At 73.3% G+C, this 18,354-nt stretch carries 20 protein-coding genes; 5 read left to right on the top strand and 15 right to left on the bottom strand.

Annotated features, from left to right (window positions below; translation table 11 throughout):
* Nucleotides 1–119 precede the first annotated feature (119 nt).
* Both ACZ6TD_RS08185 and ACZ6TD_RS08180 read right to left on the bottom strand, forming a co-directional pair.
* Nucleotides 120–950, bottom strand: coding sequence for an alpha/beta fold hydrolase (locus tag ACZ6TD_RS08185; protein WP_471351986.1), 831 nt, complete (start codon nt 948–950; stop codon nt 120–122).
* 184 nt (nt 951–1,134) lie between these two features.
* The gene (locus tag ACZ6TD_RS08180) at nt 1,135–1,881 is read right to left on the bottom strand and encodes an SDR family oxidoreductase (protein ID WP_471357555.1); all 747 of its coding nucleotides are present in this window, start codon (nt 1,879–1,881) and stop codon (nt 1,135–1,137) included.
* Nucleotides 1,882–2,077: 196 nt separating this feature from the next.
* Between ACZ6TD_RS08180 and ACZ6TD_RS08175 the strand changes: the two genes are divergently transcribed.
* Nucleotides 2,078–2,821 (top strand): GntR family transcriptional regulator, encoded by a 744-nt coding sequence (locus ACZ6TD_RS08175; protein WP_471351984.1) that lies wholly within the window; start codon nt 2,078–2,080, stop codon nt 2,819–2,821.
* A gap of 110 nt (nt 2,822–2,931) precedes the next feature.
* On the opposite strand, the gene ACZ6TD_RS08170 is transcribed toward ACZ6TD_RS08175, so the two are convergent.
* Nucleotides 2,932–4,152, bottom strand: coding sequence for an ROK family protein (locus tag ACZ6TD_RS08170; RefSeq protein ID WP_471351982.1), 1,221 nt, complete (start codon nt 4,150–4,152; stop codon nt 2,932–2,934).
* 149 nt (nt 4,153–4,301) lie between these two features.
* Between ACZ6TD_RS08170 and ACZ6TD_RS08165 the strand changes: the two genes are divergently transcribed.
* Together ACZ6TD_RS08165 and ACZ6TD_RS08160 are read left to right on the top strand one after the other, a co-directional pair.
* Nucleotides 4,302–4,742 (top strand): hypothetical protein, encoded by a 441-nt coding sequence (locus ACZ6TD_RS08165; RefSeq protein WP_471351980.1) that lies wholly within the window; start codon nt 4,302–4,304, stop codon nt 4,740–4,742.
* A gap of 68 nt (nt 4,743–4,810) precedes the next feature.
* Entirely contained in the window at nt 4,811–5,431 is a 621-nt protein-coding gene (locus ACZ6TD_RS08160; protein ID WP_471351977.1) for an L-threonylcarbamoyladenylate synthase, read from the top strand.
* Between the two features lie 49 nt (nt 5,432–5,480).
* Here the strand turns inward: ACZ6TD_RS08160 and mug are convergent, their stop codons facing one another.
* From mug to ACZ6TD_RS08145, 3 genes are all read right to left on the bottom strand, one after another.
* Nucleotides 5,481–6,023 (bottom strand): G/U mismatch-specific DNA glycosylase, encoded by a 543-nt coding sequence (gene mug / locus ACZ6TD_RS08155; RefSeq protein WP_471351974.1) that lies wholly within the window; start codon nt 6,021–6,023, stop codon nt 5,481–5,483.
* A gap of 8 nt (nt 6,024–6,031) precedes the next feature.
* A complete protein-coding gene (gene purB, locus ACZ6TD_RS08150) occupies nt 6,032–7,465 on the bottom strand; it encodes an adenylosuccinate lyase (protein WP_471351971.1) in 1,434 nt (477 codons plus the stop codon).
* Between the two features lie 109 nt (nt 7,466–7,574).
* On the bottom strand, nt 7,575–8,345 hold the full coding sequence (locus ACZ6TD_RS08145; protein ID WP_137981225.1) for an SGNH/GDSL hydrolase family protein: 771 nt from the start codon (nt 8,343–8,345) through the stop codon (nt 7,575–7,577).
* Nucleotides 8,346–8,411: 66 nt separating this feature from the next.
* On the opposite strand from ACZ6TD_RS08145, the gene ACZ6TD_RS08140 reads away from it, so the two are divergent.
* Nucleotides 8,412–8,660: a hypothetical protein gene (locus tag ACZ6TD_RS08140; RefSeq protein WP_471351968.1), complete on the top strand. Its 249-nt coding sequence runs from the start codon at nt 8,412–8,414 to the stop codon at nt 8,658–8,660.
* Nucleotides 8,661–8,750: 90 nt separating this feature from the next.
* Nucleotides 8,751–9,005 carry a hypothetical protein gene (locus ACZ6TD_RS08135; protein ID WP_425587103.1) on the top strand — a complete coding sequence of 85 codons (255 nt, stop codon included), beginning with the start codon at nt 8,751–8,753 and terminating at the stop codon, nt 9,003–9,005.
* Between the two features lie 24 nt (nt 9,006–9,029).
* Here the strand turns inward: ACZ6TD_RS08135 and ACZ6TD_RS08130 are convergent, their stop codons facing one another.
* The 9 genes from ACZ6TD_RS08130 to bioB form a co-directional block, all read right to left on the bottom strand.
* Complete coding sequence (locus tag ACZ6TD_RS08130; RefSeq protein WP_470010876.1) at nt 9,030–10,034, bottom strand: hemolysin family protein; 1,005 nt, start codon at nt 10,032–10,034, stop codon at nt 9,030–9,032.
* On the bottom strand, nt 10,031–11,398 hold the full coding sequence (locus ACZ6TD_RS08125) for a hemolysin family protein (protein ID WP_471351965.1): 1,368 nt from the start codon (nt 11,396–11,398) through the stop codon (nt 10,031–10,033). The genes ACZ6TD_RS08130 and ACZ6TD_RS08125 overlap by 4 nt, the downstream gene beginning before the upstream one ends.
* Before the next feature lie 230 nt (nt 11,399–11,628).
* Nucleotides 11,629–12,054 (bottom strand): GNAT family N-acetyltransferase, encoded by a 426-nt coding sequence (locus ACZ6TD_RS08120; protein ID WP_471351963.1) that lies wholly within the window; start codon nt 12,052–12,054, stop codon nt 11,629–11,631.
* Nucleotides 12,055–12,105: 51 nt separating this feature from the next.
* The gene (locus tag ACZ6TD_RS08115; RefSeq protein WP_471351960.1) at nt 12,106–13,023 is read right to left on the bottom strand and encodes an LLM class F420-dependent oxidoreductase; all 918 of its coding nucleotides are present in this window, start codon (nt 13,021–13,023) and stop codon (nt 12,106–12,108) included.
* Between the two features lie 106 nt (nt 13,024–13,129).
* Nucleotides 13,130–13,948: an ABC transporter ATP-binding protein gene (locus ACZ6TD_RS08110; protein WP_471351958.1), complete on the bottom strand. Its 819-nt coding sequence runs from the start codon at nt 13,946–13,948 to the stop codon at nt 13,130–13,132.
* 110 nt (nt 13,949–14,058) lie between these two features.
* Complete coding sequence (locus ACZ6TD_RS08105; protein ID WP_471351955.1) at nt 14,059–14,742, bottom strand: class I SAM-dependent methyltransferase; 684 nt, start codon at nt 14,740–14,742, stop codon at nt 14,059–14,061.
* Between the two features lie 100 nt (nt 14,743–14,842).
* Nucleotides 14,843–15,547 (bottom strand): dethiobiotin synthase, encoded by a 705-nt coding sequence (bioD, locus tag ACZ6TD_RS08100; RefSeq protein WP_471351952.1) that lies wholly within the window; start codon nt 15,545–15,547, stop codon nt 14,843–14,845.
* 136 nt (nt 15,548–15,683) lie between these two features.
* Nucleotides 15,684–17,000, bottom strand: coding sequence for an adenosylmethionine--8-amino-7-oxononanoate transaminase (locus ACZ6TD_RS08095; protein WP_471351949.1), 1,317 nt, complete (start codon nt 16,998–17,000; stop codon nt 15,684–15,686).
* On the bottom strand, nt 16,993–18,234 hold the full coding sequence (bioB, locus tag ACZ6TD_RS08090; RefSeq protein WP_471351947.1) for a biotin synthase BioB: 1,242 nt from the start codon (nt 18,232–18,234) through the stop codon (nt 16,993–16,995). Before bioB ends, ACZ6TD_RS08095 begins: the two co-directional genes overlap by 8 nt.
* Nucleotides 18,235–18,354: the final 120 nt, after the last annotated feature.

Raw genomic sequence — 18,354 nt, 5'->3', positions numbered from 1 at the left:
GTTATCGGTGCAAGGTGCCGCTGTCGCGAACGCCCAGTGAATAACGGTGTTGCCGCACGGAGTAAAGACCCCGGCCGCGTGCGGTGCGAGGGTGGGTGGAGGGAGGCGGGCGGGGCTCGTCAGCGGCTGCCGTCCAGGATGACGCGGGCGACCAGCGCGGGATCGTCGTTCATGGGCACGTGGCCGCAGCCGGGGAGGCGGACCAGCCGGGCGCCGGGGATCACCTGCTTGGCGCGGACGCCCTGGCGGCGCGGCATCAGCCGGTCGCGCGAGCCCCAGGCGATGGTGACCGGGACATCGGGGATGTCGTGCGTGAACAGCCCGGAGCTTCCGGCGGCCAGCGTGGCGCCGAAGCCGACCGCCTCGCGCAGCGCCCGCGTCTCGGCGACGACGGCGTCCGGTGAACGCCGCGCGGGCCGGGCGTAGATGGCGCCGGTCAGCGCGGCCCGTCCGGCCGCGCCGCGGGCCAGCCACGCGACCATGGGCGGCGGCAGCGCCCGCGCGCCGGCCCGCATCGCGGACAGCACACCGAAGGCGTAGCGGCGCTCGGCTTCGGTCCAGAACCGGGCCGGGGACAGGGCGGTGACGGACCGTACGAGTCCGAGCCGGCCCAGCTCCAGGGCGATCAGCCCGCCGAGCGAGTTCCCGGCCACGTCGGGGCGCTTGACGCCGAGGGCCTCGAAGAGCGCGTCGAGCACGGGTATGACGCCATCGAGGTCGTACGGGATGCCGTCCGGCAGCGCGTCCGACGCCCCGAAGCCGGGCAGATCCACGGCGATCACATCGCGGTCGACGGCGAGGATGTCCAGCACCGGCTCCCATGCCTGCCAGTGGTGGCCGATGCCGTGCAGCAGCACCAACGGCCGTCCCGCGCCGCGCCGTTCGTGGACGACCCGGGCGGTGCGGGGGCCGCCGGGGGTGGCGACGGAGAAGGAGAGGGACGCGGGCATCGGGTGGCTCCTCACGATCGGCGTTCCGGCAGGCGCACGCGGCGTATGAGACAGCATGTCAGCAAGAGTTACCGGAGGGTAGACCCGGGGCCGTCGGCCGATGGCCGTACGACCGCGCGCCGCGCAACCGGACGCCGTGCAACCGCACGCCGTGCAACCGCACGCCGCGCGACCGCGAACGCCGCTACAGCCCGCCCGCGACCCGCAGCACCGCCCCCGTCGTGTACGACGCCTCCGGCGACAGCAGCCACGCCACCGCGCCCGCGATCTCCTCCGGCTCGCCGGGCCGCCCCATCGGCACCCGCCCCTGGACGCGCCACGGCCGCTCGGGGTCGCCCATCCGCGCGTGGATGTCGGTCAGCGTCATCCCGGGCTGGACCGAGTTGACCCGGATCCCCTCCGCCGCCAGCTCCTTCGACAGCCCGACGGTCATCGCGTCGACCGCCGCCTTGCTGGCCGCGTAGTGCACATACTCCCCGGGGCTGCCGGTCGTCGCCGCGCCCGAGGAGATGTTGACGATGGCGCCGCCCTGCCCGCCGTGGCGCGTGGACATCTCGCGCGCCGCGCGCCGGGCACACAGCAGGGCCCCGGTCACATTGACGTCCACGACGCGGCGCATCACCTCCGGTGAGGTCTCGGTGAAGCGGCCCAACGGACCCGTGATCCCGGCGTTGTTGACCAGGCCGGTGATCGGGCCCAGCTCCTCCCGCACCCGGTCGAACATCGCCTCGACCTGCTCCGCGTCGCTGGTGTCCGCCTGGACGACCATCGACCGCACGCCCTCCGCGCGCACCGCCGCCGCCCACCGCTCGGCCGCGTCCCGCGCGTGCTCGTAGCCGATGGCGACGCCGTGCCCGGCGCGGGCCAGCCGCACCGCCACCGCCGCGCCGATGCCGCGGCTGCCCCCTGTGACCACCGTGACCTGGTCCATGCCCATCAGCTCAGCTCCCGCCCCGTGACGCATCCCGCTCCGACGGTCACCGACGATAACCGGTCAGGGATTGGTCTTGACCAAGTACGCACGCCGCCTTATGGTCGCATTGATACTGCAACAACCTTTAATAAAGAAGCGCGCATAACTGTGAAGGCGCGCGGGACCGTCTGCCGTCGGAATCAAGGGGGACAGGGTGGGGACCACACAGTTGGAATCGGTGCCTGAGCCCAAGTACTGGCATCTGAAGACCGTGCTCAGCGACGCACTCGACTCGGAGTTCGCGGTCGGGGAGATCCTGCCCAACGAGCGCGAGCTGGCCGCCCGCTTCGGCGTCGCCCGCGCCACCCTCCGACAGGCCCTCGAGCAGCTCGAGCTGGAGGGCAGGCTGCAGCGCCGCCGCGGCGTCGGCACCACCGTCGCCCCGCCCCGCGTCGGCGTGGCCGTCGGGGACTACGCCCACGGCTGGACCGACACCTCCGGCGAGGACACCTGGCAGACCGTCGACAGCACCGAGGTGGCCCCGCCCGCCGAGGTCGCCCGGCTGCTGGAGATCGACCCCGACACCACGGTCCACCGGGTGCGCCGCACCCGGATGAGCCACGGCCAGCCGCTCGCCGCCGAGCTGCTGTACGTACCGTCCGAGTCCGTCCCCGGCCTCGCCGCCATCGACACCCCCAGCGGGCTGGCCCGCGCCCGCGCCGTGGTGCGCGAGCTGCGCCGGCTGGAGCTGGAGGGCCGTGAGCAGACCGTGGAGCTCGGCTCGGCCCGCGCGGACGACGCCAAGGAGCTCGACCGGCTGCCCGGTGCCCCCGTCCTCCTCGTGACCACCCGCTATGTGGCCCAGGGCCGGACCGCGGCCGTCGCCGTGGCCACCTACCGGGCCGACACCTGCCGGCTCACCTTCGGCGACGCGGGCGAGGAGCTGCTGGCGGGCTGATCCGGGCCCGCCCCGCGTCGCGGGCCTGGCGCATGTCGCGGGCCCGGCCCGCGTCGCCTCGCCGCCGCGTACGCACGCCGAAACCCGAAACGCCCGCCCCGCCTCCCGCGTCAGCGGCTCGCGCGGCGGGTCGTCACCGTGCTGTCGACCGCGAAGAGCTCCTGTTCCACATGGTCCAGGGCCAGCCGCAGCGCCCCCGTGGTCACCGCCGCCTCGCCGAGCAGCGAGAGCGCGACCTGCGGGGGCCGCAGACAGTAGCGCGACAGCTCGTCGCGCAGCGGGGCCAGCACCCCGTCGAGACCGGCGGCCCAGCCGCCCACCACCACGACCTCGGGGTCCAGCGCCAGCACCAGGGCCGCCGTGTCGTGCACCAGCCTGCGCACGAAGCGGTCCACGGCCGCCCGCGCCCGCGCGTCGCCGTCCCTGGCCAGCGCGAAGACATGCGCCACCTGCGCCTCGTCCAGCGGGTTCAGCGGCTCCCCGGTCGTGGAGAGCACCTCCTCCGGGGCGGCCTCGCGACCCAGCAGATGCAGCGCCCCGATCTCCCCGGCGGCCCCGCCGAAGCCGCGGTGCAGCCGCCCGCCGATCAACGACCCGGCCCCCGGGCTCAACCCGGCCAGCACGAAGACCACATCGTCCGAACCGGCCGCCGCGCCCTTCCAGTGCTCCGCCACCGCGGCCGTGTTCGCGTCGTTCTCCACCAGCACCGGACAGCGGAAGGACCGCCGCAGCCGCTCGCCCAGGGGCAGCCCGGTCCAGCCGGGGAGCGCGGTGCACAGATGGACGGTGCCGTCGGCCTCGACGATGCCGGGGCTGCCCACCCCGACCGCGCGCAGCGAGAACCGGGCCACCCCCGCGCGCCGCAGCAGATCCGCGACCGCGGTGCGCACCCGCTCCAGCCGCTCGTCCGCGGACGCCTTCTCCGACACCTCGCGCACGATCGAGCCGAGCGCGTGTCCGTCGAGGTCCGACAGGAGCGCGGCCACCCGGTGCGCCCCTATCTCTATGCCCAGCAGATGCCCGGCCTCGGCCCGGAAGCGGAAACGGCGCGCGGGGCGTCCCTGGCGGCGGACCCCGCCTTCCTCGGCGGGCACCTCGACCACCAGACCGCTGTCGGCCAGCCCGTCGATCACCCCCTCGACGGTGGGCCGGGACAGCCCGGTCACCCGGGTCAGATCGGTGAGGCTCGCGCTCCCGGCGCAGCCGCCCGCCTCGTCCCGGCCACCCCCGGTGGCGGTGCCGGACGCGGTCGCCGCGCGCAGCGCGTGCAGGACCACGGCGGAGTTGATGCGTCGCAGCAGAGACGGATCCCCGCCGGTGAGCCGCCCCAACGTCGGCCTCCCTCCCAGTGCGTATCTGCCGGATCGTATCCGCTGGGCGCGGAGGCGGCGAGTGCCTCCTGCCGGCTCGGGCCGCCCGGCCGTCGCGCGGCCCATCTGACGGGCGGCCAGATGTCCGACCTACGCGGTTTACTGACACCATGACCAGTACGGCGGACCATGTGGCCACGATCGATCAGCTCCGCGTGCGGGACTTCCCCGCGCGGCGGACCGCCGACGGACGGGTGGAGAGCGGCCCCGGCTTCCATGTCGCCGACCTCCGCGTCAGTGAGGACTTCTGGGACGCGGATCTGACCCGGGTCGAGGAGGTGCTGGAGGAGTTCGAGGCCGAGCTGGGCGCGCTGGACCAGGTGCTGACCTTACGGTGGGGCGCCCCCGACGTCCTCGATCTCACCGACTCCCTGGAGCGCTCGGCGATGGGCGAGCCGGTCCCGCCCCCGCTGGACACCCTGTGCGGTTACGTACCCGAGCTGCGCGTCTGGCGCGTCGACGGCCGCTGGGTCGGGCTGGGGGTCGGGCAGGGCGACCGCGAGCTGCCGTTCCAGCTGCTGGTGGCGATAGGGGAGGAGGGGACGATATGACATCGTCGGGCTCGGCGGCGTCCGGGGCGCGGAACGACCGGGGTGTCCTGATCGCATAGGCTCGGCGGATGGCGAAGTATTACGATGTGCACCCCGAGAATCCACAGCAGCGCACCATCAGCAATGTGGCTGACATGATCCGCTCCGGCGCGCTCATCGCCTACCCGACGGACTCCTGCTTCGCACTGGGATGCCGACTGGGCAATCGTGACGGCATCGACCGGATCCGGTCGATCCGGAACCTCGATGAGCGTCACCACTTCACGCTGGTGTGCCAGAACTTCGCGCAGCTGGGCCAGTTCGTGCACGTCGACAAAGACGTGTTCCGCGTGATCAAAGCAGCGACGCCCGGCAGTTACACCTTCATCCTCCCGGCGACGAAGGAGGTGCCGCGGCAGCTGCTGCACCCGAAGAAAAAGACGGTCGGAGTCCGGATTCCTGACCATGCCGCCACTCAGGCGCTGCTGGCCGACCTCGGTGAGCCGCTGCTCTCCAGTACCCTGCTCCTGCCCGATGAGGACGAGCCGATGACGCAGGGCTGGGAGATCAAAGAACGGCTCGACCACGTGGTGGACGCCGTGGTGGACTCGGGTGACTGCGGCACCGAGCCGACCACGGTCATCGACCTGTCCGGCGGCGAAGCCGAGATCGTACGTCGAGGGGCAGGCGACACAGCACGGTTCGAGTGAACACCCCCGCCAAGCGGATGACTCCCCTCCCTCGGGCTGCGGTGTTCGCCTAGTCGTCGGCCTCGGCGGCGGTGCGCAGCCGGCCGAACTCCTCCGCCATGGCGGGCAGCGTCCAGTGCGCGTTGAGCCCGCTGGGGTTCGGCAGGGCCCAGATGCGGGTCTCGCCTATGGTCCGCGTCTGCGGCCCGATCTTCGCCTTCTTGTCGCCGAACGCCACCCGGTAGGCGGTGACCCCGGCCACCGCCAGCCAGCGCGGCCGCAGCCGGAGCACCTTCTCCTCCAGGATCCGGCCGCCCTCGCGGTACTCCTCGTCGCTCAGCTCATCGGCCCGGGCACTGGCGCGCGCCACCACATTGGTGATGCCCAGCCCATAGCGCACCAGCTCCGACTGCTCGGACGGATCGAGCCGTCGGGGGGTGAACCCCGAGGCGTGGAGGGCGGGCCAGAACCGGTTGCCGGGGCGGGCGAAGTGGTGGCCGGTGGCGGCCGTCATCAGCCCGGGGTTGATACCGCAGAAGAGGACGCGCAGACCGTCCGCGACCACATCGGGGACGAGGCGGTCGCGGGCGGCCTCCAGTTCGGCGGGGGTCATCGCCGGCGTCAGAGGATCGAGCCGGGGGCGTAGGCGGCGGCCTCCGGGCGCTCCTTGACGATCTCCTCGATCCGGGCGACCACCGCGCCCACCTGGTCCGCGGCCGCGCCCGTGAAGGAGAGCTTGTCGTCCATCAGCGCGTCCAACGCGGCCCGGTCCAGCGGGATCCGCTCATCGGCGGCGAGCGAGTCGAGCAGCTCATTGCGCTCGGCGCCCCGCTCGCGCATCGCCAGCGCCGCGGCCACCGCGTGCTCCTTGATCGCCTCATGGGCGACCTCGCGGCCCACCCCGGCCCGTACGGCGCCCATCAGCACCTTCGTGGTGGCGAGGAAGGGGAGGTAGCGGTCCAGCTCACGGGCGATGACGGCGGGGAAGGCGCCGAACTCGTCCAGCACGGTCAGGAAGGTCTCCAGCAGCCCGTCGAAGGCGAAGAACGCGTCCGGCAGCGCGACCCGGCGCACCACCGAGCAGGAGACATCGCCCTCGTTCCACTGGTCGCCCGCCAGCTCACCGGTCATCGAGGCGTAGCCGCGCAGGATCACCGCGAGGCCGTTCACGCGCTCGCAGGAGCGGGTGTTCATCTTGTGCGGCATCGCGGACGAGCCGACCTGGCCGGGCTTGAAGCCCTCGGTCACCAGCTCGTGCCCGGCCATCAGCCGGATGGTCTTGGCCAGCGAGGACGGGGCCGCGGCGAGCTGCACCAGCGTGGTGACGACGTCGTAGTCCAGCGAGCGCGGGTAGACCTGGCCGACGGAGGTGAACGCCTGCCCGAAGCCGAGGTGCCCGGCGATCCGCCGCTCCAGCTCGGCCAGCTTCGCCGCGTCGCCGCCGAGCAGGTCCAGCATGTCCTGCGCGGTGCCCACCGGGCCCTTGATGCCCCGCAGCGGATAGCGGCCCAGCAGGTTCTCCAGCCGCCCGTACGCCACCAGCAGCTCGTCCGCCGCGGTGGCGAACCGCTTGCCGAGCGTGGTGGCCTGTGCCGCGACATTGTGCGACCGGCCGGCCAGCACCAGCTCGGCGTGGTCGGCGGCCAGCTTGCCGAGCCGGGCCAGCACCGCGACCGTACGGTCCCGCACCAGCTCCAGGGAGAGCCGGATCTGGAGCTGCTCCACGTTCTCGGTGAGGTCGCGGGAGGTCATGCCCTTGTGGACGTGCTCATGGCCGGCGAGGGCGTTGAACTCCTCGATGCGGGCCTTCACATCGTGGCGGGTGACCTTCTCGCGCTCGGCGATCGAGGCCAGGTCGACGGTCTCCAGGACCCGTTCGTAGTCGGCGAGGGCGGCGTCCGGCACCTCGATTCCGAGGTCCTTCTGGGCGCGGAGCACGGCGAGCCACAGCCGCCGCTCCAGCGTCACCTTGTACTCGGGGGACCACAGGACGGCCAGCTCCGTGGAGGCGTAGCGGTTGGCCAGGACGTTCGGAATGCGCGGCTTACCAGTCACGGGCACAGAGTCTACTGGCCGTCCTCGCAGGCCAGACCGGTGGCCGAGGGACCGGGCCGAACGGCCCGGGCGGACCCCGCGGAGCGGCCCGGGGCACGGGCCGCTCCGATCAGCCCTCGTACGGCAGCAACTCGGCGCGCTTGGGGGCCCGCCCGTCGCCCGAGGAGCGGCCGGTCAGCCGCCTGCCGATCCACGGCCCGAGGTGCTGGCGGGCGAACCGCACATCCGAGGTGCGGCGGGCCAGCCACCCGACGGGCACCGCGGGCGGCAGGGGCGCGTTCCAGTCCTCCTCCGGCTCATGGCCCAGCGCCTGCCACACGGCCTCGGCGACCCGCCGGTGCCCCTCGGCGTTCAGGTGCAGCCGGTCCTCGTGCCACATCCGGGGGTCCCCGACGGCCTCGGAGGCGTACAGGTCCACGACGGTCGCGTCATGCCGCGCGCCCAGCTCGTCGATGAACGCGAACAGCCGCTCCATCCGGGGCAGGAACCGCTCTAGCACCGGGCCGCGCCGCCCCGGGCTGCGCATCAGCACCAGCCGCTTGCAACTGGGCGCCAGCCGCTCGGCGGCCTCCTCCAGCAGTCCGCACACCCGGCCCACGTCGCACTTCGGCCGCAGCACATCGTTCAGCCCGCCGACCAGGGTCACCAGGTCGGCGCCCATGGCCGCCGCCGGGCCCGTCTGCTCCTCGACGATCTGGCCGATGAGCTTGCCGCGTACGGCGAGGTTGGCGTACCGGAACCCGGGGCTGCGGGCCGCGAGCCGCCCGGCGAGCAGATCCGCCCAGCCTCGGTAGGTGCCGTCGGGAAGCGCGTCCGACATGCCCTCGGTGAAGGAGTCGCCGACCGCGACAAAGCTGCTGTAGGTGATGTTCGTCTGCATGGCTCGGGCGATCCTATCCCGGTGCGTGGGCTGCGTGGACCGCCGAGCGCGAGCATGATGAGCCGCATGGCGATGACCCACATCTACTTCGAGGGCGGAGCGCGGAACGGGACGACCGCCAGCTGGAATGTGGAGCCCGGCGCGGACATCTTCGACGACAACATCTTCCGGCCACCCGAGCTGTACCGGCGGACGAACCGCACCAAGGTCATCGGACGGGTCGAGTACGTGATCTTCCGCTACGACCCGATGGGGACCCGGCCCGGTCCGGGTCCCGGGCCAGGCCCCGGCCCCGGTTCCGGCCCCCTCCGCTGAGCCTCGCGCGGCCCTCCGGCCGGGGCCCCGGTTGGACCGGTTGGACCGCCCGGGGTTCCGCGCGCCGCGCGGCGGGGCAGTCTGGTCGGCGTGGATGCCTTCGAATGCGACCGTACGACCATGGCCATCGTCGCCGCCGCGCTCGCCGACGACGGGGAGGGCGCCGCCGCCCTCCTGGAGCCGCTGGAGACGCGCGATGTGTGCCGGGTCGCGGTGCGGCTCGCCGCGATGGCCGCCCATGCGCTGGTGGCGGTGGCCGAGGAGGGCGGCGGCGGCCGGGAGGAGGCGCTGGCCCACTGGCAGGCGTGCATCATCGCCCATGAGTCCAAACACACCGAGGAATGATCGGACACCGGCCGGCAGGAGCGCTCAGGCGACCAGCTCGCGCAGCACGTCCTCCATGGTCACCAGCCCCTCCAGCCGCCCGTCCGCGGCGATGACCGCCGCGAGGTGGGTACGGCTGTCGCGCATCGCGGTGAGCACGTCGTCCAGCGGCGTGAGGGACCGCACCCGGGGGATCGGGCGGAGCTGATCGGGGCGGAACGGCACATCCCGGGGCCGTGCGTCCAGCGCGTCCTTCACATGCAGATAGCCCAGGATCCGCCCGGAGCCGTCCACCACCGGGAACCGTGAGAAGCCGGTCCGGGCCGACAGCCGCTCCAGCTCATCGGGGGTCACCCCGAGCCGCGCCCTGACCACCCGGCCCATGGGCAGCACCACGTCCCGCACCCGTCGCCGGGCCAGCTCCAGCGCGTCCCGCAGCCGCTCGGTGGCGCGGTCGTCCAGCAGCCCGGCCTCGCTGGAGTCCGAGACCATCCGGGCCAGCTCATCGTCGGAGAAGGTCGCCGCGACCTCGCCCTTGGGCTCCACGCGCAACAGCTTCAGCACCCCGTTCGCCAGGGCGTTCACCCCGAAGATCACCGGGCGCAGGGCGCGGGCGAGGGCGACCAGGGGCGGGCCGAGCAGCAGCACGGTGCGCACCGGCTCGGCCAGCGCCACGTTCTTCGGCACCATCTCGCCGAACAGCATGTGCAGATACGTGGCCAGGCTCAGCGCGATCACGAACGAGATCGGGTGCACAAGACCCAGCGGCAGACCCACCACGTGGAACAAGGGCTCCAGCAGATGCGCGATGGCCGGTTCCGCCACGGCGCCCAGCACCAGCGTGCACAGGGTGATCCCGAGCTGGGCCGCGGCCAGCAGCGCGGAGAGGTGCTCCAGGCCCCACAGCACGGCCCGCGCCCGCCGGTCGCCCTGCTGGGCATGCGGTTCGATCTGGCTGCGGCGCACCGAGATCAGGGCGAACTCCGCACCCACGAAGAAGGCGTTGAGGACCAGCGTCAACAGGCCGATCAGCAGTTGGAGAACGGTCATCGGCCCGTCGCCCCCTCGGCCCCTTGCACACCGCCGTCCGCCTCGCCGCCCGCGGCACCGCGCAGCGGCGCCCGCAGCCGGACCCGGGCCGCCCGGTGGCTCGTCACCTTCCGCACCTCCACGGACCAGCCCGCCGGTTCGACAGTGTCGCCGACGGCCGGGATCCGGCCCAGCTCGGTGGCGATCAGCCCGGCCAGCGTCTCGTACGGGCCCGGGGGCACCCGCAGCCCGATGTTCTCCAGCTGGTCGACGCGGGCCGCGCCGTCCGCGTCGTACAGCGTATGGCCCTCCGGGTCCCGGCCCATCGGGATCAGCGGGGCGGTCTCATGCGGATCGTGCTCGTCGCGGACCTCGCCGACCACCTCCTCGACGATGTCCTCCAGGGTGACGACCCCGGCCGTACCGCCGTACTCGTCGATCACCACGGCCATGCTGCGCTGGGCCGAGAGCCGGTCCAGCAGCCGGTCCACGGTGAGCGGCTCCGGGACGAACACCGCGTCGCGCATCACCGCCGACACCGGGCGGCGGGGCCGCGCCTCGGCGGGGACCGCCAGCACGTCCTTGATGTGGACGACCCCGGCGACGGAGTCCAGGCTGCCCCGGTAGACAGGGAACCGCGACAGCCCGGTGGCGCGGGTCGCGTTGGCCACGTCCTCGGCGGTGGCCCGTACGTCCAGCGCCACCACCCGCACCCTCGGGGTCATCACGTTCTGCGCGGTGAGCCCGGCGAGGTTGAGGGTGCGGACGAACAGCTCGGCGGTGTCCTTCTCCAGCGCGCCCTCCTTGGCGGAGTGCCGGGCGAGGGCGATCAGCTCCTGCGGACCGCGCGCGGAGGCCAGCTCCTCGGCGGGCTCCAGGCCCATCCGGCGCACGGTGCGGTTGGCGGTGTTGTTGAGATGGCTGATCAGCGGGCGGAAGACGGAGCTGAAGACCCGCTGCGGGGTGGCCACGGCCTTGGCGACCGGCAGCGGGCGGGAGATGGCCCAGTTCTTGGGCACCAGCTCGCCGACGACCATCAGGACGACGGTCGACAGGAAGGTGCCGAGCACCAGCGCGGTCGAGTGGACGGCCGACGGGGGCACGCCGATCGCGGTGAGCGGCCCGGCCAGCAGGGCCGCGACGGACGGCTCGGCCAGCATGCCGACGACCAGATTGGTCACGGTGATGCCGAGCTGCGCACCGGAGAGCTGGTAGGTGAGGCTCCGCACGGCCTTCAGCGCCCCGGCCGCGCCGCGCTCCCGGCGCCCGGCCGCCCGTTCCAGCTCACCGCGCTCGACCGTGGTCAGCGAGAACTCCGCCGCGACGAAGGCGCCGCAGGCCACCGCCAGGAGGAGCGCCACGGCCAGGAGGAGGACTTCGGTCATCGGTTCACCTCCGTCCCATGCTAGGGCCTGTCTGGGGTTGTGATCTGGATCAGGGAGCGGGGCGTGGTGCGTGCGATCGCAAGGCGCCGGAACGCCCTCGTAGCGGAGCTACTAGGATGCTTCGGCAACGCCGCGAGCGGGCGTGCCACGCCCCGCGAGCCCAGATCACAACCCCAGACAGGCCCTGAAGGCACCGCACGGCGGCGCCCCGCCCGGGAGGGCCGCCGGGGTCAGGGGCGCAGCGGCTTGACCCAGCGGCTCCACTGCGGCTGCGGCTCGTAGCCCGCCGCCCTCCACGCGTGGTGGGCGAGGTCGTTCCCGTCCAGAACCATCGCGTCCCCGCGCCGTCCGCCCAGGGCCGCGAACCGCTCCTCGGCCGCGGCCAGGAGGGCCGTCGCCACGCCCCGGCGGCGGTGCCCGGGGTGGACGGCCAGCCGGTACAGATGGCAGCGCCAGCCGTCGAAACCGGCGATCACGGTTCCGGCGAGCTCACCGTCCCGCTCGGCCAGCAGCAGCGACTCCGGGTCGCGGTCGAGCAGCCGGGCCACCCCGTCCCGGTCGTCGCTGATGCTGGTGCCCTCCGCCGCCTCCTTCCAGAAGGCGAGCACGGTGTCGAGGTCGGCGGGGGCCGCGGCCCGTATCCGGAGATCGTTCATGGCCGTATCCCACCATCGGACGGACCGCGGCGTCGACGGAATTCCCGCCGGTCAGCTACCGTGCAGCTCCTCGATCACCGGAGCGAACGCCTCCATGTTGTGCTCCAGCACGGCGAAGTACGAGAAGCCGAACCGCTCGCGGTGGGCCCGTAGCTGCTCCGCCATCTCCTTGGCGTCGCCCAGCAGCAGCGCCGGATGCTCCAGCAGCTCGTCCTCGGTGAGGTCCGGTGCGTACGGGGCGAGCTCACGGACCTTGGCGCGCCGGTCCTCGGTGGGGCCGACCATCTGGATGAGGTAGTTCAGCTCGATGGATTCATCGGTCTCGTCGGGTCCCTTCGTCCTCCCCGCTTCGGCGGCGAAGCGGCGGAATGCGGCGACCCGGTCCTCCAGCGCATCGGGGCTGATCAGCTGGAGGGTGCCCTGGGGCTTGCCGGCGGGCTGCACCGCGCCGGTGAAGGCCGCGATGTCCGCGTGGCGTGCGGCCAGCCGCAGCAGCCGGTCGCCGTTGCCGCCGAGCAGCAGCGGCGGGCGCGGGGATTGGGTGGACCGCGGCCGGTGCTCGGAATCGGTCAGCAGCCGCTCCAACTCGGCCACGGTGTGCACCAGGTGGTCCACCCGCTCCCGTGGCGAACCGAAGGGCAGCCCGGCGCTGTCGTGCTCGGCCTTGACATAGCCGGCGCCCAGGCCGAGCTCCAGCCGGCCGTCGGTGAGCGCGTCGCAGGTGGCCACCTCCCGGGCGAGCAGTGCGGGGTTCCAGAAGCCGGCGTTGAGCACGAAGGTGCCCAGCCGCGGGCGCTCGGTCGCCTCGGCGGCACTGGCCAGCGCCGGGAACGGGGCGGGGTTGCCGAGGTGGTCGGGGACCAGAAGCACGTCGTAGCCGAGTCGCTCGGCGTGGCGGCACTTCTCCCGCCATGCCTCGGCCGATTCAAGGGTGAGCAGATTGACTCCGAAACGGAACGGCCTTGCCATGAGCCCTCCTTGATCGCGGATACCGCGAACGTATCCGAGATCGGCCCCGTTCGGGACCACTCACCCTCATTCGGCTGTCCGGCCGATCGGGCCCGGGGCCGGAGGATCAGTTGAGCGGGTCCGGGTCCGGGGCGGCCCCGGGCGGCGCGGTGGCGGCCGCGAAGATGTGCATCCGCTCCAGCACCGCCTCGGCCGTGGGCCGGTCCATCCGGTCCACGATCCGGCCGTCGGCGAGGAAGAGCACCAGATCGGAGTGGGCGGCGGCGGTCGGGTCGTGGGTGACCATGACGACCGTCTGACCCAGTTCGTCCACGGCCTCCCGCAGGAAGCGCAGCACCTCCAGGCCCGTCCGTGAGTCCAGGTTGCCGGTGGGCTCGTCGGCGAAGATCAGCTCCGGGCGGGAGGCGAGCGCCCGCGCGCACGCCACCCGCTGCTGCTGTCCGCCGGACAGCTGGGCGGGCCGGTGCCGCAGCCGGTCCCGCAGCCCGAGGGTGTCGATGACCCGGTCCACCCACTCCTGGTCGGGCTTGTGGCCCGCGATGTCCATGGGCAGGGTGATGTTCTCGGCCGCGTTGAGCGTGGGCAGCAGATTGAACGCCTGGAACATGAAGCCGATCCGGTCGCGGCGGAGCTGGGTCAGCTCCTTGTCGCCCAGGCCGGTGATCTCGGTGTCGCCCAGCCAGGCCCGGCCCGACGAGACCGTGTCGAGCCCCGCCAGACAGTGCATCAGGGTGGACTTCCCGGATCCGGACGGGCCCATCACCGCGGTGAACCTGCCCCGTTCGATCTCCACGTCCACCGCGTCCAGCGCGAGCACGGCCGTCTCGCCGCTGCCGTACGCCTTGGTCAGGGACCGGGCCCGGGCCGCCACATGGGCGCCGCCGTCCGCGAACCCGTCCCGTTTCGTTGCCGCCGGTGTGGACACGATGCCTCCCCGTATCGGAACGTCGTGCCCTCGATGGTAGGGACCCGGCCGCCGGTACGCGCGCTTGCGGACGCCGGCGTACGGGAATGCGAACGCCGACGGGAAGGCGATCAGGGACCGGAAGGCGACGACGGGCGGCGGGCGGCGCCGAGGACGCACGGGGACGTCGGCAGCGTCGGGCCCCGGTCGGGGATGCGCAGCCGGCGGTGGCCGAGCGGCTCGAAGCCCGCGGCCGCGATCTCCGACCGCACCTCGCGCGCCGTATGGCAGCCGCCGAACATCAGCGGCCACACCGTGCGGTCCAGCGCCCACTGGGTCGTCGCCAGGACCCGCCCCTCGGCGCGGCCGTGCTCGAGGAAGCGCAGCTCACCGCCGGGCCGCAACACCCGCAGCAGCTCGGCGAGCGCGCGCCGCACATCGCGCACCGAACACAGCACCAGACAGGCCACCGCCGCGTCGAACCCCTCGCTCTTGACCGGCAGCGCCTCGGCGGCGCCCGGCACCACGTCCACCGGGACCCCGGCACGCAGCCCCGCCCGGGTGGCCAGCCGCCGCAGATGGCGCTCGGGCTCGATGGCGACGACCTCGGAGACGGTCTCGGGGTAGTGCGGGAAGTTCAGTCCGTTGCCCGCGCCGATCTCGATGACCCGGCCGGAGAGCCCGGCCAGCAGCTCGCGGCGCAGTTCGCCAAGACCGGCCCGCTGGTCGGCCAGGGGGCTCAGTCCGGCGTAGCAGCGGGCGAAGAGCGGGTGGTGGACGGCGTCGCGCGGGGGTGTGCGGCGGCATACGGGCATGGGAGCTCCCCCTTGTCCCAGGTGCGGACGGTTTGTCCCGGGTGTGTCCCAGGGAGGGACGATGGCCGGTACCGGGATTCTGCCCAGGCGGGGGGTGGCGCTACGCGGCCAGCCGTGTGGCGTCCCAGGTGCCGTCCAGCCGGGGCGCCAGCCAACCGGGGGCCTGGGCGCGGAAGTCGGCGGGCGGAAGGGCGGGGGCGCCCTGGGGGATGGCGCCCAGCAGCGGGACGCCGGAGGACTCCGGGAGATCGGCCACATTGCAGCGGGAGGCGAGATCCGCGGCGGCGGGCCAGCTGCCGATGACGACGCCGGGGCACTCCAGCCCACGGGCGCGCAGCGCCTCGGTGGTCAGGGTGGTCGCGTTGAGCGTGCCGAGGCCCGCGTGGGCGACAACGAGAACGGGCGCGCCGAGCAGCCGGGCCGCGTCGGCGAGCGTCGCCCCGGTCTCGTCGAACCGTACGAGCAGCCCGCCCGCGCCCTCGACCAGCACCAGATCGTGCTCGGTGGCCAGCTTCCCGGCCGCGTCGGCCACCTCGTGCGGCCGCACCGGCGGCCGTCCGGCGCGGCGGGCGGCGGTGGCGGGGGCCAGCGGCTCGGGGTAGCGGGCGAGTTCGAGGAGGGTCACCGCCCCGGCGAGCCGGGCCACCTCCGCGGCGTCACCCGGTTCGCCCTCCGCGACACCGGTCTGGGCGGGCTTGAGCACCGCCACCGAGCGGCCGCGCGCGAGCGCCGTGGCGGCGACGGCCGCCGTGCTGACGGTCTTTCCGATCTCGGTGCCCGTACCGGTGACGACCAGGACTGTCATCTTCGTTTCCGCTGCCTTTCGCTTTCGTTCGTGCCCCGGGGCGTTGCCTCGAGCTGCCCCGGTCTGCCGCCGCGTGCTCCGGCCCGCGGTCGGTCTCTTTCCCCGGGGAGAGCCGACCGCGAGCGGGGCGGGCGGGTCAGACGGCCGCGGCGGCGGCCGCCCGGACCGCCGCGCAGATCCGGGCCAGATCGTGGTCCCCGGTGATGTACGGCGGCATGGTGTACAGCAGATCGCGGAACGGGCGCAGCCACACGCCCTCGCGCACCGCGGCCCGCGTCGCCGCCGCCATCGCCGCGTCATCCATCGGACGATCCAGTTGGACGACGCCGATCGCGCCGAGCACCCGCACGTCCCGGACGCCCGGCGCGGCGGCCGCCTCCGCGAGACCGTCCCGCAGCCCGGTCTCGATCCGCTTGACCTCCTGCCGCCAGTCGTAGGAGAGCAGCAGATCGATCGAGGCGCAGGCGACGGCCGTGGCCAGCGGATTGCCCATGAAGGTCGGGCCGTGGGCGAGCACCGGCACCTCGCCGCGCGAGATGCCCTCCGCCACCCGCGGGGTGCACAGCGTGGCGGCGAGGGTCAGATAACCCCCGGTCAGCGCCTTGCCCAGACACATCACATCGGGGCACACCCCCGCGTGCTCGGCCGCGAAGAGCGCGCCCGAGCGGCCGAAGCCCGTGGCGATCTCGTCGAACACCAGCAGCACATCGTGCTCGTCGCACGCCTCGCGCAGCACCCGCAGCAGCGCGGGGGAGTGGAAGCGCATCCCGCCCGCGCCCTGCACCACCGGCTCCACGATGACCGCGGCCAGCTCATGGGCGTGACGGGCCACCAGCTCACGGACGTGGCGCTCGTACGCCGGGTCGGGGTCCGCGTCGAAGCCGGGCGGCGGCGCGTCCGCGAAGATCTGCTCGGGCAGTACACCGGACCACAGCCGGTGCATCCCGCCCTCCGGGTCGCACACCGCCATCGGCTGCCAGGTGTCGCCGTGGTAGCCACCGCGCCAGGTCAGCAGCCGCCGCTTGGCGGGGCGGCCGAGGGAGCGCCAGTACTGCAGGCACATCTTCACCGCGACTTCGACCGAGACCGAGCCGGAGTCGGCGAGGAAGACGTGCTGGAGCGGCTCGGGCGTGATCTCCACCAGCCGGGTGGCCAGCCGGACGGCGGGCTCATGGGTGAGCCCGCCGAACATCACATGACTCATCCGGTCGAGCTGGCCGCGCGCGGCGTCGTTGAGCGCCGGGTGGTTGTAGCCGTGGATGGCGGACCACCACGACGACATCCCGTCCACCAGCTCGCGGACGCCCTCCACCGGCTCGGCCAGCCGCAGCCGGACCCCGGCCGCGGACTCCACGACCAGCGGGTCCTGGCGGCCGGGCATCGGGCCGTACGGATGCCAGACGTGCTGCCGGTCCAGCTCCCGCAGCTCGGCCGGGGTCAGCGGCTCAGGCATTGGGCGGCAGATCCGTGCCCGCGCCGCGGCGGCGCACCGCGACCAGGTCGGCGTGGGACTCCCGGGTGCCCGCGGAGGCGGAGACCGTCGCACCGGCCGCCGCCCGGGCCGGTACGGCATCGGCGGGCACGGCGTCAGCGGGTGCGGCGTCGGGCACCGCGTCACCGCACGGGCCGCAGCCGCCGCCCTCGCCGCCGTGGCCGCCGCAGCCGGCACCGGCGGCCGCGTCCGCGCGGTGCGCGGGCAGCGTCGTCGTGTCGGTGCCCTCCACCTCGAAGCCCGCGTCGGCGATCATCGCCAGGTCGTCCTTGCCCGCCTGGCCCTCGGTGGTCAGATAGTCGCCGAGGAAGATCGAGTTCGCCAGGTTCAGGGCCAGCGGCTGCAGCGTCCGCAGATGGATCTCGCGGCCGCCCGCGAGCCGCACCTCGACGTCCGGGCAGACGAACCGCACCATGGCCAGGATCCGCAGACAGCGCTGCGGGGTGAGGTTCCAGTCCCCGGCCAGCGGGGTGCCCTCGATCGGGATGAGGAAGTTGACCGGCACCGAGTCCGGGTCCAGCTCGCGCAGCGAGAAGACCACGTCCACCAGGTCCTCGTCCGACTCGCCCATGCCCGCGATCAGCCCGGAACAGGCGGACATCCCCGCCGCCTGGGCCTGCCGCACGGTCGAGACCCGGTCGGCGTAGGTGTGGGTGGTGGTGATGTCGCCGTACGTCGCCTCGGAGGTGTTGAGGTTGTGGTTGTACGCGTTCGCCCCCGCGTCCTTCAGCCGCTCCGCCTGGCCGTGGGACAGCAGCCCCAGACAGGCGCAGATCTCGACGTCCTGGTGCTCCTCCTTGATGGCGGCGATGGTCTGGGAGACCCGCTCCACATCGCGGTCGGTCGGGCCGCGTCCGCTGGCGACCAGGCACACCCGCTTGGCGCCGCCCGCGACCCCGGCGCCCGCCGCGGCGGCCGCCTGCTCCGGCTTGAGCCAGGTGTACTTGAGGATCCCGGACTTCGAGCCCAGCCGCTGCGAGCAGTACGAACAGTCCTCGGGGCACAGCCCCGACTTGAGGTTCACCAGATAGTTGAGCTTCACCCGCCGCCCGAACCAGGCGCGGCGCACCTTGCCCGCCGCGGCCACCACATCGAGCAGCTCGTCATCGGAGGTCGCCAGGACGGCGAGCGCCTCTTCGCGGGTGGGCGTCTCGCGCCGCAGCCCCTTCTCCACCAGCGTGTTCAGCAGGTCCATGGCGACGATCCTTTCCTACCCCACCGCCCGCGGCCAAGGAGGGACCGTACAAGACGCGCTGATCGGGGTGTGTGTATTGCCACACCATGACCGGGCATGGACGAGGCTACGTTCTATCCG

It is taken from the genome of Streptomyces yongxingensis, from assembly GCF_055597465.1.
The sequence above is the reverse complement of the archived record's forward strand: the minus strand, read 5'-3'. Positions and strand labels throughout refer to the sequence as shown.

Bases quoted from the DNA above. Each gene is read 5' to 3' on its own strand.
- ACZ6TD_RS08185 (WP_471351986.1), bottom strand. From the start codon at position 950: ATGCCCGCGTCCCTCTCCTTCTCCGTCGCCACCCCCGGCGGCCCCCGC.
- ACZ6TD_RS08180 (WP_471357555.1), bottom strand. From the start codon at position 1,881: ATGGACCAGGTCACGGTGGTCACAGGGGGCAGCCGCGGCATCGGCGCG.
- ACZ6TD_RS08165 (WP_471351980.1), top strand. From the start codon at position 4,302: ATGACCAGTACGGCGGACCATGTGGCCACGATCGATCAGCTCCGCGTG.
- ACZ6TD_RS08160 (WP_471351977.1), top strand. From the start codon at position 4,811: ATGGCGAAGTATTACGATGTGCACCCCGAGAATCCACAGCAGCGCACC.
- mug (WP_471351974.1), bottom strand. From the start codon at position 6,023: ATGACCCCCGCCGAACTGGAGGCCGCCCGCGACCGCCTCGTCCCCGAT.
- ACZ6TD_RS08145 (WP_137981225.1), bottom strand. From the start codon at position 8,345: ATGCAGACGAACATCACCTACAGCAGCTTTGTCGCGGTCGGCGACTCC.
- ACZ6TD_RS08140 (WP_471351968.1), top strand. From the start codon at position 8,412: ATGGCGATGACCCACATCTACTTCGAGGGCGGAGCGCGGAACGGGACG.
- ACZ6TD_RS08130 (WP_470010876.1), bottom strand. From the start codon at position 10,034: ATGACCGTTCTCCAACTGCTGATCGGCCTGTTGACGCTGGTCCTCAAC.
- ACZ6TD_RS08125 (WP_471351965.1), bottom strand. From the start codon at position 11,398: ATGACCGAAGTCCTCCTCCTGGCCGTGGCGCTCCTCCTGGCGGTGGCC.
- ACZ6TD_RS08120 (WP_471351963.1), bottom strand. From the start codon at position 12,054: ATGAACGATCTCCGGATACGGGCCGCGGCCCCCGCCGACCTCGACACC.
- ACZ6TD_RS08115 (WP_471351960.1), bottom strand. From the start codon at position 13,023: ATGGCAAGGCCGTTCCGTTTCGGAGTCAATCTGCTCACCCTTGAATCG.
- ACZ6TD_RS08105 (WP_471351955.1), bottom strand. From the start codon at position 14,742: ATGCCCGTATGCCGCCGCACACCCCCGCGCGACGCCGTCCACCACCCG.
- bioD (WP_471351952.1), bottom strand. From the start codon at position 15,547: ATGACAGTCCTGGTCGTCACCGGTACGGGCACCGAGATCGGAAAGACC.
- ACZ6TD_RS08095 (WP_471351949.1), bottom strand. From the start codon at position 17,000: ATGCCTGAGCCGCTGACCCCGGCCGAGCTGCGGGAGCTGGACCGGCAG.
- bioB (WP_471351947.1), bottom strand. From the start codon at position 18,234: ATGGACCTGCTGAACACGCTGGTGGAGAAGGGGCTGCGGCGCGAGACG.